The 12,932-nt window shown below is 64.2% G+C and carries 10 protein-coding genes; all 10 read right to left on the bottom strand.

Going from position 1 to position 12,932, the window contains the following annotated elements; translation table 11 throughout:
* Positions 1 to 6: 6 nt before the first annotated feature.
* Positions 7 to 3,714: a PAS domain S-box protein gene (locus KO538_RS14560; RefSeq protein WP_219328720.1), complete on the bottom strand. Its 3,708-nt coding sequence runs from the start codon at positions 3,712 to 3,714 to the stop codon at positions 7 to 9.
* 346 nt (positions 3,715 to 4,060) lie between these two features.
* Positions 4,061 to 4,519: a GNAT family N-acetyltransferase gene (locus KO538_RS14565; protein WP_219328721.1), complete on the bottom strand. Its 459-nt coding sequence runs from the start codon at positions 4,517 to 4,519 to the stop codon at positions 4,061 to 4,063.
* A gap of 16 nt (positions 4,520 to 4,535) precedes the next feature.
* Complete coding sequence (locus tag KO538_RS14570; protein ID WP_070302650.1) at positions 4,536 to 4,904, bottom strand: hypothetical protein; 369 nt, start codon at positions 4,902 to 4,904, stop codon at positions 4,536 to 4,538.
* 74 nt (positions 4,905 to 4,978) lie between these two features.
* Positions 4,979 to 7,438: a TonB-dependent receptor gene (locus KO538_RS14575; protein WP_219328722.1), complete on the bottom strand. Its 2,460-nt coding sequence runs from the start codon at positions 7,436 to 7,438 to the stop codon at positions 4,979 to 4,981.
* Positions 7,439 to 7,899: 461 nt separating this feature from the next.
* Positions 7,900 to 8,862, bottom strand: a complete 963-nt coding sequence (locus tag KO538_RS14580; protein ID WP_219328723.1) for a FecR domain-containing protein — start codon at positions 8,860 to 8,862, stop codon at positions 7,900 to 7,902.
* Positions 8,863 to 8,864: 2 nt separating this feature from the next.
* Positions 8,865 to 9,371, bottom strand: coding sequence for a sigma-70 family RNA polymerase sigma factor (locus KO538_RS14585; protein WP_374106852.1), 507 nt, complete (start codon positions 9,369 to 9,371; stop codon positions 8,865 to 8,867).
* Between the two features lie 134 nt (positions 9,372 to 9,505).
* Positions 9,506 to 9,988, bottom strand: a complete 483-nt coding sequence (locus KO538_RS14590; RefSeq protein ID WP_219328725.1) for a DUF3617 family protein — start codon at positions 9,986 to 9,988, stop codon at positions 9,506 to 9,508.
* 60 nt (positions 9,989 to 10,048) lie between these two features.
* Positions 10,049 to 10,222, bottom strand: a complete 174-nt coding sequence (locus KO538_RS14595) for a hypothetical protein (RefSeq protein ID WP_219328726.1) — start codon at positions 10,220 to 10,222, stop codon at positions 10,049 to 10,051.
* A 109-nt stretch (positions 10,223 to 10,331) separates the two neighbouring features.
* A complete protein-coding gene (gene pyk, locus KO538_RS14600) occupies positions 10,332 to 11,792 on the bottom strand; it encodes a pyruvate kinase (RefSeq protein ID WP_080698726.1) in 1,461 nt (486 codons plus the stop codon).
* Between the two features lie 86 nt (positions 11,793 to 11,878).
* Positions 11,879 to 12,889 (bottom strand): type I glyceraldehyde-3-phosphate dehydrogenase, encoded by a 1,011-nt coding sequence (gap, locus tag KO538_RS14605; protein ID WP_034755750.1) that lies wholly within the window; start codon positions 12,887 to 12,889, stop codon positions 11,879 to 11,881.
* Between the last annotated feature and the right edge of the window lie 43 nt (positions 12,890 to 12,932).

Consider the following 12,932-nt stretch of genomic DNA (forward strand, 5'->3'; position numbering starts at 1 on the left):
CCAATATCAGGAAAGGTCGGCCGGCATAGGCGTTTCCAGCCACGCCAGCAGCTGGCGCAGCACGCCCGCGGCACGCGCAAATTCAAAGTCGTCGATGGCGCTGGCCAGCGCCTGCAGTCGCTGCTGCTGGCCGTGCGGCGCCAGCATGGCGGCGATCTGCGCCATCAGGGCGTCGTCGAGCTGCCCGCCTTCCAGGCTGGCGATGGCTTGCCGCAGCAAGGCACCGGCGGCGTCGGCATCGAGTGGCGCGCCGGCAGCCGGTGTACCCACTGCCACGGCCGGCATGCCCGATTCTTCCAGCTCGCCGGCCAGCGCCATGAAGGCGGCGGCCAGCTGCACCAGCAATTCAGTCGCCGGCAGCTGGCGCGCGATCGCCTGTTCGATGCGGCCCAGCAGGCTTTCGACCTGCACCAGGCACAGGTTGCCAGCCGCACCCTTGATACGGTGCAGCAGATGGCCCGCCACGCTGCTGCCGCCGCGTTCCAGTTCGGCCGCCAGCATGGCGGCGCAGTCGCCATTGGCCTGCACGAAGCGGCCAATCGCCCGCTGCAAGGCTTCGCGGCCGCCCCACAGGGCGATGCCGCGCTGCCAGTCGACCTGGCCGGCGGCCGCACGCGCCGCCGCGCCGGCCGCCGCCGGCGGCATGGACACGGCGATATCGAGCAGGCGGGCGATTTCCGCCGTCAGCTTGTGCATTTCCAGCGGCTTCGAAGCAAAACCGTTCATGCCTGCCGTCTGCGCGGCGCGCCGGTCCTGTTCCAGCACGCTGGCCGTCAGGGCGATGATGGGCGTCGCCTTCAGACCCTGTTCGCGCTCATGCACGCGGATCAGACGCGTCGCTTCCAGGCCATCCATGCGCGGCATCTGCACGTCCATCAGGACGACATCGAAGCTGCCCTTGCTGAACTCGCGCACGGCGCTCTCGCCATCGCTGGCGGCGATCACCTGGTGGCCGGCCGCGCCCAGGCTGATCAGGAGCAGCTCGACGTTCTGCGGCACGTCGTCGGCCGCCAGGATGCGCAGCGGCGGCAAGGCAACCACGGGCTGCTCGCTGCGGCGCGACACGGCCTTGCCCGGCGCCAGCGGCAGTAGCACGTGAAACACGCTGCCCACGCCCAGGGTGCTTTCCACCGTGATGGTGCCGCCCATCAGTTCGACCAGCTGCAGCGAAATCGTCGTGCCCAGGCCCGTGCCGCCAAAGCGGCGGCTCATCGAGGAATCGGCTTGCGTAAAGGGCGCGAAGATCTTGTCCAGGCGGTCGGCCGGGATGCCGATGCCCGTGTCGTGCACGGCGATATGCACCTGCTCGCCCTGCATGCCGACGGCCACGCGCACATGGCCCACTTCCGTGAACTTGACGGCGTTGCCGATCAAATTCGTCAGCACCTGCTGCACCCGGCGCGCGTCGCCCAGGAAGAACTGGCCCATGCCGGGATCGACGTCGACATGCAGCACCAGGTCGCGCGCATGCGCCGTGATGCGCAGGGACGCGGCCACGTGGTCGACCAGGTCCGGCAGCGAAAAGTCCACCAGTTCCAGCTCGGTGGCGCCTTTTTCCAGCTTGGCCATGTCGAGGATGTCGTTGAGCAGCTCGAGCAGCGAACGGGCCGACTGGCGCACCGTGCCCAGGTGGCGGCGCTGCAGGCTGTCCAGGGCAGTCCCCAGCAGCACTTCCGTAAAGCCGATGATGGCGTTCATCGGCGTGCGGATTTCATGGCTCATGTTGGCCAGGAAGCTGGTCTTCGATTCGGCGGCCAGCTCGGCGCGGTCTTTTGCCGCGCGCAGGTTTTCCTGCATGGCGCGCCGCTCGCTCACGTCGGTGGCCAGCTTGACCACCTTGAACGGCTTGCCGTCCGTGTTGAAGATCGGGTTGTACGAAGCCTGTATCCACACTTCCTTGCCATGCTTGCCGATGCGCTTGTATTCGCCCGTATTGAATTCACCCTGCGCCAGCTGCTGCCAGAACGCGCTGTAGTCGGGCGAGGTCACGTAGCCCGGCTCGCAGAAGATGCTGTGGTGCAGGCCCAGCACGTCGTCGAGCTGGTAGCCGACCAGGTCGAGGAAGTTCTGGTTGGCCGCCAGGATGCGTCCCTGCAGGTCGAACTCCGCGACGGCCGTCGCGCGCGAGATCGCCGTCACCTTGCCCTCGTATTCCGCGTTGCGCAATTCGCTTTCCGTGATATCGAGGATGACGCCGTCGATCCAGCGCACCACGCCGTCGTTATCGAGCACGGGACCGCTGCTTTCGCGTACCCAGCGCTCGCGCCCGTCGCGGTGGATCATGCGGTAGACGTTCTCGAAATCGCGCCGTTCGCCGGCCGCCTGCACGCAGGTGTCGTTGACGCGCTGGCGGTCGTCTGGATGCACGAGGTCGAACAGCCTGACCCGCCCTTCGGCGAAGTCCTGCGGCAGCCAGCCCGTCAGGTTGAAGACGGCGTCGCTGATGAAGATCATCTTCCATTCGGGCGCGAAGCTGCAGTGGAAGGACACGCCTGGGATATTGCGGATCAGGGTGCGGTACTGGCGCTCGCTGTCCTTGAGCGCCTGCTCCATGCTGCGCGACGAGCGCATGTCCGTGACAAACGCCACAAACAGGGGCTGGCCCGGCGTATCGATCTTGCCGATCGCCACGCGCATGGGCAGCACGGCGCCATCCTTGTGGCGGCCATCGAGTTCGCGTCCGCTGTCGAGGATGCGCGAGGCGCCCGTTTCCAGGTAGTCGCGCAGATAGCCTTCGTATTCGGCCGCATCGGCCGGCTGCAGCAGCACGCTGGCGTCGCGCCCCACGATTTCCGCTTCGCGCCAGCCGAACAGGCTTTCCGCGGCGGGATTGAAGGAGCGCACCTTGCCCTGGCCATCGATGGTGATCAAGCCATCGGCCGCCGTATCGACGATGGCGCGCAGGCGCGATTCGCTGACGCTGGCGTGGCGCAACAGCTGGCGGTAGCGCAACAAGCCGTTCGCGGCCGCCACGAAGACGGTCAGGGTGACAGTGATCAGGGCCACGGCCAGGGCCACGAACGAAGCTTGCACCGTAATCGTGTTCTCGCCTGCCGTGGGCGTGCCGGAAAAACGCGCGGCCAGCATGCCTGTGTAGTGCATTCCGGAAATGGCCAGGCCCATCACCACGCTGCTGAGCAGCAAGGAGGCCAATGGGCTCAAGCGCTGGCGCATGGCGCTCAGGCCGAAGCGTACCCACAGCGCCAGCATGGCCAAGGTCACGGCCACCAGCAGCGACAGGGCGAACAGCCAGGGTTCGTAGCGCAGGGCCAGCGACATCTGCATGGCGGCCATGCCGCTGTAATGCATGGAGCCGATGCCCACGCCGACGAGCACACCGCCCACCACCAGTTGCCGCCAGTTGATGCTCGGACGCGCCAGCAAGTGCAGCGCCACCCACGAAGCGGCCATGCCGGGCAGCATCGACAGCAGGGTCAGGCCCGGATCGAAGGACACGCGCGTGCAGATATCGAAGGCCAGCATGCCGATGAAGTGCATCGACCAGATGCCGCCGCCGAGCGCGATCGCGCCCGTGATGATGGCCGTCTGGCGCTGGAAGCCGCGCTCGCTGCTGCGCGCCATGCCGGCGATCTGCAAGGCCATGAACGAGGCAAAGATGGCGATACCGATGGAAAACAGCACCAGCCACGCATTGTGCGTGCCATAGATGTACTGCATGGTATCGGTTGATACGGCGAAGATGGAACTAAACATACTGTCGTGGCATAAGAGAGTGAAACCTAACGTCGCAAAACATGACGGCACACCGCGCGCCGTCGCCAGGCTTTTTACTAAAGCGGCAATACAGCGGAAATGACAACGGTAGCAGTCGACCAGGGCAAGGCTCGGTCATCACGCCCGCGCCTGCCGCGCGGGGGAAAGGTGCCCGTTCAGAGAGAACAGGCGGAATGCGTACGAACTCTGGCGCGGATGTCTGGCCGCCAGCGTGACGATGATTTTTTAAAGAGCCATGAGTATAGTTGCTTTGCGAAAATATTCATAGGACTTCAGCAATATAGTTGCCAAAAGAAAACTATTCTGCGGCCGCGATGCGACAGGCTCAGTAAAGCAGGCGCTCGGCCATCATCTCGCCATCGCCGTCGAGCCCTGTTTCGACGAAACCGGACTGCGCATACAGTTGCCGGGCACGCGCGTTGGCGGGCACGTAGTAGAGCACCACCCTGCCCGCCCCGCGCGAACGCATCTCGTCCAGCAGCAGGGCCAGGGCCGCCCTGGCAAATCCCTGCCCCTGCCACGGCGCCGCGATCATCAAGCGGTACAGCACGTGCGTATCCTGCCGCCCCGTACTGCCCGGCAGCGCATACATGGCAAAGCCGATCAGTTCGTCGCCGGCATAGATGGCGCGCGGGTCCATGTTGGCGTGGCTGGCGGCCAGCGCCAGCGACTCGGCATTGCTGGCAATAAAATCGCGTTGCGCCGCATGCAGCGGCAGCCCGATGACGGCCTCGGCGTTGGCGGTGCACACGGGACGCAGGGTCAAGGCAGCGTTGACGGTCATGCTTTTTTTATTGCGCTCAGGCGTTCTGCCCCAGCATGCGGCGGAACCATGCCAGTTGCTCGCGCGTCAGGTAATTGGCGCCATCGCCGTGCAGGATCACGATTTCGATCTCGGCGGGAATCGAGGCGACCAGTTGCGCGCCCGTCACGGGAATCTTCGGAAACGCGATGCCGGCCAGGAAGGCCAGGTCTTCCGCCACCGTCACGCACTGGCGCTCGGGATTGGGCGACGGCACGAGGAACAGGTCGATCTGCTCGCTCTGCCCACCGATAACGACGTGCAATTGCGCGGCCAGCAGTTCGGGCAGGATCAGCTCGATGTTATTCTCGGTGCGCGATTGCTGGAAAGCGCTTTTCAGGGGGGTGAGGACAGGAGTAGCGGTCATGGCAAAGTGAAAAGATAAAGACGGCGGCAGTGTAGCAGAGGCGCCGCAAGGGACGCGCTCTGCTGGCGCAGCGGCTACATCTTGTAGTGCAAGGACAGCAGCACGCTGCGCGGCGCGCCGTAGCGCTCCAGCCCGCCCGACCACGCATAGCCGAGCGCCTGGTAGTAGCGTCGGTCGAGCACGTTGTCGATATTCAGGCGCAGCTGCAGCTGCTCGCTGATCCGGTAGCCGGCCGTCAGCCCGACGATGGCGTAGCCGCCCTGCCGCGTCAGGTAAGCCGCGTCACGGCGCTCAATCTTGTCTTGCGCATACACGGAAGCGCCCACATTCCATTGCGCCAGGCTGCCGCTCAGCTGTACGTTCGTCATCAGCTTGAACAGCTGCTTCGGTTCGTCCGTGGCGATGCGCTGGCCGATGTTGGCGGCCACGCTGTCCTTGGTGTACTTGGCCAGTACATAGGTGTAGCCGCCCGCGATCTGCCAGCCCGGCAATGGCGAGCCCGACAATTGCAGATCGATGCCTTCGCTCCGCACCTGCCCGGCCGCGCGGGCGCAGTAGATGGTGCCGCCCGTGGGACAGTTGAGCTCATCGGCCATGGCGCGATTATTCTGCTTGATGCGGAACAGCGCGCCGCTGGCATTGAGGCGGCCGCCGAAATACTCGCCCTTGACGCCCACCTCCAGGTTGGTGCCGCTCAACGGCGGCAAGGTGTTGCCATCCACATCGAGTGAACTTTGCGGCTCGAAAATCTGCGTGCCGCTCGCATACACGGAGTGATGCCGGTCCACATCGTAGACGAGGCCCGCGTAGGGCGTGAATTTCGCATTTTCCGTCAGGCCGCGGCGCCAGGTCGGATTGATGGAATACCAGCCCGTGACATCCTGCGCATACCAGCCGAAGCGCCCGCCCAGCACCAGGCGCAGCGGATCGGCCAGGCTGAAGTTGCCGGCCGCATACACACCCTTCTCGTCCGTCTTGCGGCCCCAGTTGTAGGGCTCGAACGGCGCGCCGCGCATCGGGTAGGCGTAGGGATTCCACTGGCGGATATCGATCACGCGCGTGGCAGCGCCTTCCCAGCTCTGGCCCGCGTCCGAATCGTCGTGGCGGTAGCTGGCGCCGACGATCACGTCATGCTGGCGGCCGAACCAGGTGACGGGGCCGCTCAGGCGCCAGTCGGCCACGACTTGCTCCGTGTTGTACTTCCACCCCGTTTCCGACTGGTTCAGCTTGTATATTTCACCATCGATGCGGCTATTGGTGGTATTGCGCGTGCTGGAAGAAGCGTCGATACGCGTGATGGCGAAGCGGCTGCGCCAGCCCTGCTCCAGCTTTGTTTCCAGGTCGGCGAAGACGACGTTGTTGTCGCGCTTCTGGAACGAGTCGGCATTGTTCAGGAAGGTCGAGCGGGGCAATTCCATGTGACGGCCGTCAAGCATGGTCGGCAAGCCGACAAACACGCCGTCCGTGCGGCTGTGCTGGCGCGAAAAGCCGATACCGGCCGTGGTCGACGGCGTCAAGTCCGCCTCGACGATCGCATACACGGTGCTGTTCTTGTTGTTGACCACATCGACGAAGCTGTCACTGTCGCGCCAGCTGGCCGCCACCCGCCCCCGCACGCTGCCCGATGCGTTCAGGGCATTGCTGGCGTCGACCGTCAATTGCTTGTCCTTCCAGCTGCCCAGGTGTGCCGAGGCGTTCAGCAAGGGCGTGGCCGTGGGCCGCTTGCGTATCATATTGATGCTGCCCGAGGGCGCGCCCGCCCCTTCCATCAGGCCCGTGGCGCCGCGCACCACTTCCACCCTGTCATACATCAGCATGTCGGCCGAGACGTTGCGTTCATTGAAACCCGTGACGTCCAGCGGCAAGCCATCGACGTTGACGTGGCTCAAGGCAAAGCCGCGCGCGAAATACGTGGTTTCCTGGTCGGACACGCCTTGCGTCTTGCCATAGATGCCAGGCGTGGCGCGCGCCACGTCCTGCAAGGTGGTCAGATCGAAATCTTCCATTTGCTGGCGCGAAATGACGCTGACCGTTTGCGGCGTGTGGCGCTGCGACAAATTCAGTCCCGTGGCCGTCGACATATTCCTCGACGTGTATAAACCCGTGCCTTCCGTGGCGCGGTCCGCCTCGGCGCTGACGACGACGGCCGGCATGCTGGCCAGGCCGCCATCGGCCATGTTGGCATTGATCTTGCGCAGCAGGTAATTGCCATTGCCGCCATCCGCCGCTTCCAGGCCACTGCCCTGCAGCAGTTTTTGCAAGCCGGCCGTGACGCCATGGCGGCCTTGCAAACCCGGCGTGGCCAGACTTTCGAGCGCCACGCCCTGGGTGGACAGGTTGATTCCGGCGGCGATGGCAAACGCGGCCAACGCATCGCGCAAGCTGCCGGCGGGAATGCTGTACTCGCGCACGGTGGCGGCCGGGCTGGCCTCGGCGGCCACCGCCATGTGCGGCAAGACGGCGCCGGCCGCGCCCACGGCAAGCAACAGGACCAGCGCGGCGCGCACGGCGCCGGTGGTGGGATGGAGCGTCATGCGTGCTGCGGTAAAGTTACGGTGCTGCAAAGCCATGTGGACCCTTTCGATGGTTCGGATTGTTCGTTCTCTACCTTGTATGACGAAGCAATCCGGAAAAAGGGACAGGGGAAATGCAAAATAAGCGGCGCGCGTCGGCTTGGCGGAACATCGTAGGTCGGCTTAACGGGGCGCAGCCGCGCGTAAGCCGACAAGGCCAGCCAACGTTGCCTGTCGGCTTACGCCCTGCGGGCTAAGCCGACCTACACAAGCACGCCAACCAGGCAACTTGGCATATCCGCACAAACCGTAGGTCGGCTTAGCGGGGCACAGCCGCGCGTAAGCCGACAAGGCCAGCCAACGTTGCCTGTCGGCTTACGCCCTGCGGGCCAAGTCGATCTACACAAGCACGCCAAACTGCCCATATCCGCACAAACCGTAGGTCGGCTTAGCGGGGCGCAGCCACGCGTAAGCCGACAAGCTCAAGCCGCCTCGACACTGATCCAGTAACGCGTGCGGTACGCCAGCCGGATCGGCAAGGAGCGCTGCAGCAACAGCAGGATGTTGTCGGGGTCGCTCAACTGGAAGATGCCGTCCACGGGCAGGGCCGCCAGCGCGGGATCGCAGCGCAGCACCCCATAGCGATAGCGCGCCACCTGTTCCAGCAGCTCGCCCAGCGGCATGCGTTCGGCGATCAGCACGCCCCGCAGCCAAGCGTCCGCATGCGGCGCCAGCGGCGTCAAGGCAGAAACGGCACCGTCATCGAAACTGCCCTGCCGGCCCGCATCGATCCTGCGCAAGGCGTCGCGAGCTTCGCCGGGCTGGATTTCGACGGCACCCTCGCTGACGCTCACCTGCGTGCGTGGCGCCAGCATGTTGCCAAGGTGGCGCACGCTGAAGTGCGTACCCAGCGCACGCACGGCGCCATTGCTACTGCGCACGAGGAACGGGCGCGCGGGCACGGCTGCGTCGTGCGCCGTGGCGACGTGGATTTCCCCGGCATGCAAGTCCACCAGCCGCGCCGCGCCGTCAAAACGCACGTCGATGGCCGTGTCCGTATTGAGCACCAGTTGCGTACCGTCGGGTAATGTCATGTGGCGGATTTCCCCCCTGGCCGTGCGGATGCCGGCGCGCCACGCTTGCCACGGTGCCGACTGGCTGGCCAGCCACAGGGCCGGTCCGGCCGCAATCAGCCCGGCCAGGCCGTAAAGCACGGCGCGCCGCTGCGGCGAATGCGGCGCCGCGTCCGCCGTCTGGCGCAGAGCGGGCGGCACGCTGGCCAGGGTGCTGCACACCAGCTCGGCCCGCTGCCACGCCAGTTCATGCGTGGGATCGCTGGCGCGCCAGGCCTGGAACGCTTGCTGCTCGTCGGAAGTCAAAGCGCCCCCGTGCAGGCGCACCAGCCATTGCGCCGCCGCCCGGGCCGCGCGGGGATCGATGGCCACGTTCACAGGATCAACAGAATGCAGCGCTCGAACGCCTGCACCATATAGCGCTTGATGCTACGCTCGCTCACGGCCAGGCGCCGGGCGATTTCCCCGTAGCCGAGGCCATCGACATGCGCCAGCAGGAAGGCGCTGCGCACGAGCGGCGGCAAGCCGTCGAGCATGGCATCGATGCGCTGCAAGGTTTCGCGCACGAGCAGCCGCTCTTCCGGCGACTGCATCAGCAATTCAGGCTGTTGCGCCAGCGTTTCCAGCCAGGCCTGCTCCAGCGAGAGGCGCCGGTAATGGTCGATCAGCAGGCGCTGCGCCACGGTCGTCAGGTAGGCGCGCGGCTCGCGCAAGCTTTGCCGGTTCTCCGGCGGCGCCATCAGCAGGCGCACGAAGGTATCGTGCGCCAGGTCGGCCGCATGGTCGGCGCACTGCAGCTTGGCGCGCAGCCAGCGCATCAGCCAGCCGTGGTGGCTGCTGTAGATGCCGGCTATCGACTCGCTGGACTGCGCAATGTTCACTGGGACTCCGATGCGCGCAAGGCAAGGCGCGGCTAATTGATAATAATTCTCATTATCACAAATCATTGCCTCCGGCGTCAATGCCGGCGCCCGCCTATCCCTGGAAACTGTTGTTTCAGCGTGGCTGCGCTCTTCTAGCGGTCGGTATACAAGCTCTTCATCACCATGCCGCCGCGCATTTTCTTCGCGCCCGGCGCCAGCCCCGCCGGACAAGCGCCCTGGAACACGGCAGCCAATTCCGTGCGCTGCACTTCGCTCTTGCCATTGACTTGCACGGTGGTGTCGGCGCTCAGGGTATATGCCTTGGCCAGGTCTCCCTTGAAGGTGCCGGCCAACCTGGCGTCCGGGCAGCTGGACGCGAATTGGTAACTGTCGCCCTGACGGCTTTGCGACTCGATCTTGCATTCCTGCTCGAAGCCGGACCACAGGTCGTCGTCGATCAGGCGGTCGCGCGCGTGGTCAACGCAGATTTCCCAGGAAAATGGCGAGGTGGCAGGCGTCACCTTCCACAGCCCCGTGGCGCGCTGCAAGCGCTGCGCAGGCTCGGCCGCCGAAGCGAACGTGGCCGCGCACAGGGAAAAAATAGTCATCAGGAGCAAGGTCGCGCTGCGCTTCATGGGCATTCCTCTAACTAAAAGTTTGAATATAGCAAAGAGGAATGCGCGCAGGCCACACGCTTAGGCGTACATCCCGGGCTTTGCCGCCAGCGCGAAGGGAATGGCAAACGGCCCCAGGAAAGTCACCAGGATGGCACGGATGGCCGTTATTCGTAAGGCGCGGCGTTTGGCAATGAAGAGGCAGGCGAAGGCCGACAGCGACCAGATCAAGGCAGGCAGGTACTCGGTCATCATGAACTCCGGAGGTGCCCTGGAAGGACAGAAAACCATGCTGACACGGAAATGCGGCCACCGCAATGGCAGATTGGACATCTGCCTTGCGGTGGATAGGGTCGTAATACGATCAGTGCTGGCCGATCTTCATGATTTTCAGCGCGTTCGTGCCGCCGACCTTGCCCATCGGCTCGCCCCAGGTCAGCACGACGGTGTCGCCCTTGGCCACGACTTTATGTTCGACCAACAAATCTTCCGCCTGCTGCAAGACCTTGTCGCGGTCCGTGCCGGACGTCAGTTCCAGGGTACTGACGTTGCGGTACAGGGCCAGCTTGCGGCGCGTGCCCACGCTCGGGGTCAGGGCGACGATCGGGATGTCGATGTTGCAGCGGCTCATCCACAAGGCTGTGGAGCCCGATTCCGTCAGGGTGGCGATGGCTTTCACGCGCAGGTGATGGGCCGTAAACAGGGCGCCATACGCGATCGACTGGTCGATGCGCGAGAACGTGGCGTTGAGGAAATCGGCGTCCAGCTTGCAGGTATCCCACTTTTCCGCGTCCAGGCAGATGGCGGCCATCGCTTCCACCGTTTCGATCGGGTAGCGGCCCGACGCCGTTTCCGCCGACGTCATGACGGCATCCGTGCCATCGAGCACGGCATTGGCCACGTCGGACACTTCCGCGCGGGTCGGCACGGCGTTGACGATCATCGATTCCATCATCTGCGTGGCCGTGATCGCCAGCTTGTTCGATGCGCGCGCCATCTTGATCATGCGCTTTTGCAAGGCCGGCACGGCCGCATTGCCCACTTCCACGGCCAGGTCGCCACGCGCCACCATGATGCCGTCCGATGCGTCGAGAATTTCTTGCAGTGCAGGAATGGCTTCCGCGCGTTCGATCTTGGCGATCATCATCGGCTTGTGATCCCACGCTTCGCCGGCGATATTGGCCAACTGGCGCGCCATGACCATGTCGGTGGCGTTTTTGGGGAAAGACACGGCCACGTAATCGGCCTGGAAGCTCATCGCCGTTTTCACGTCTTCCATGTCTTTCGCCGTCAGCGCGGGCGCCGACAAGCCGCCGCCCTGGCGGTTGATGCCCTTGTTGTTCGACAACTCCCCGCCAATCTTGACGGTCGTATGGATTTCGCTGCCGACGACTTTGTCGACCGTCAGCACGATCAGGCCATCGTTGAGCAGCAGCACATCGGCCGTGCGCAAGTCGCGCGGCAATTCCTTGTAGTCGAGGCCGCAGCGCTCGATGTTGCCCAGTTCGCCGTTCTCGCCCCATTTCGCGTCGAGGATGAACTTGGCGCCGTTTTCCAGGAAAATCTTGCCTTCTTCAAACTTGCCGACGCGAATTTTCGGGCCTTGCAAGTCGGCCATGATGGCCACTTCGCGGCCGCACAGGGCTGCCGCTTCGCGCACCATGCGGGCGCGGTCGATATGGTCTTGCGCCTTGCCATGCGAAAAGTTCAGGCGCACGACGTCGACGCCGGCCTTGAACATGCGGACGAGGGTATCGATATCGTTCGAAGCGGGGCCGATGGTGGAAACGATCTTGGTGGCGCGTTGCTGTACTTGCATGGTCATGGTTGCTGCTTTCTAAAATAAGTTGCTACAAGGGCCAGCCTTGTGGGCCGGCCGTCCTGGTGCGCTGGATCAGCGGTACTACGTTCTTACTTGGCCGCCATCAGGGCGACCGTCGTATCGAGCATGCGGTTCGAGAAGCCCCACTCGTTGTCGTACCACGACGACACTTTCACGAGGCGGCCCGAAACCTTGGTCAGGGTCGAATCGAAATTCGACGAGGCCGGGTTGTGGTTGAAATCGATGGAAACAAGCGGTTCCGTCTGGTACGTCAGGATGCCCTTCAGCGCGCCTTCCGACGCCGTTTTCAGCAAGGCATTCACCTCTTCCACCGTCGTATCGCGCTTGGCGATAAAGGACAGGTCGACCAGCGAGACGTTGATCGTCGGCACGCGGATGGCAAAGCCATCGAGCTTGCCATTGAGTTCCGGCAAGACGAGGCCGACGGCGGCAGCGGCGCCCGTCTTGGTGGGAATCATCGAATGCGTGGCCGAACGGGCGCGGCGCAAGTCTTCATGCATCACGTCGGACAGCACCTGGTCGTTCGTGTAGGCATGCACGGTGGTCATCAAGCCCGATTCGATGCCGATGGCGTCGTTGAGCGGTTTTACTAATGGCGCGAGGCAATTCGTCGTGCACGAGGCATTCGAGATGACCGTGTCCGTGGCTTTCAGCACCTGCTGGTTGACGCCGAACACGATGGTGGCGTCCACGTCCTTGCCGCCCGGCGCGGAAATGATGACTTTTTTCGCCCCGCCCTTCAGGTGGGCCGAGGCCTTTTCCTTGGTCGTGAAGAAACCCGTGCATTCGAGCACCACGTCGACGCCGAGTTCGCCCCACGGTATCAGGGCCGGGTCGCGCTGCGCGAAGACGCGGATGCGGTCGCCATTGACGAGCATATTGTCGCCGTCGATGGTGACGACGCCGGGAAACTTGCCGTGCACCGTGTCGTAGCGCGTCAAATGCGCATTCGACTTGGCGTCGCCCAGGTCATTGATGGCGACGATCTCGATATCCTGCTGCTTGCCGCCTTCATAAAACGCGCGCAAGACGTTGCGGCCGATGCGGCCATAGCCATTGATGGCAACTTTGATGGTCATGCTGTCTCCTTGATGTTTTCTGCTGAGTTCATAAAGCCAACCC

Origin of the sequence: Janthinobacterium sp. NKUCC08_JDC, assembly GCF_019345575.1 — a bacterium.
GTDB lineage: Bacteria > Pseudomonadota > Gammaproteobacteria > Burkholderiales > Burkholderiaceae_D > Janthinobacterium > Janthinobacterium aestuarii.

Excerpts from the sequence above, each read along its gene's own strand:
- KO538_RS14560 (WP_219328720.1), bottom strand. The coding sequence starts at position 3,714 with ATGTTTAGTTCCATCTTCGCCGTATCAACCGATACCATGCAGTACATC.
- KO538_RS14565 (WP_219328721.1), bottom strand. The coding sequence starts at position 4,519 with ATGACCGTCAACGCTGCCTTGACCCTGCGTCCCGTGTGCACCGCCAAC.
- KO538_RS14570 (WP_070302650.1), bottom strand. The coding sequence starts at position 4,904 with ATGACCGCTACTCCTGTCCTCACCCCCCTGAAAAGCGCTTTCCAGCAA.
- KO538_RS14575 (WP_219328722.1), bottom strand. The coding sequence starts at position 7,438 with ATGACGCTCCATCCCACCACCGGCGCCGTGCGCGCCGCGCTGGTCCTG.
- KO538_RS14590 (WP_219328725.1), bottom strand. The coding sequence starts at position 9,988 with ATGAAGCGCAGCGCGACCTTGCTCCTGATGACTATTTTTTCCCTGTGC.
- KO538_RS14595 (WP_219328726.1), bottom strand. The coding sequence starts at position 10,222 with ATGATGACCGAGTACCTGCCTGCCTTGATCTGGTCGCTGTCGGCCTTC.
- pyk (WP_080698726.1), bottom strand. The coding sequence starts at position 11,792 with ATGACCATGCAAGTACAGCAACGCGCCACCAAGATCGTTTCCACCATC.
- gap (WP_034755750.1), bottom strand. The coding sequence starts at position 12,889 with ATGACCATCAAAGTTGCCATCAATGGCTATGGCCGCATCGGCCGCAAC.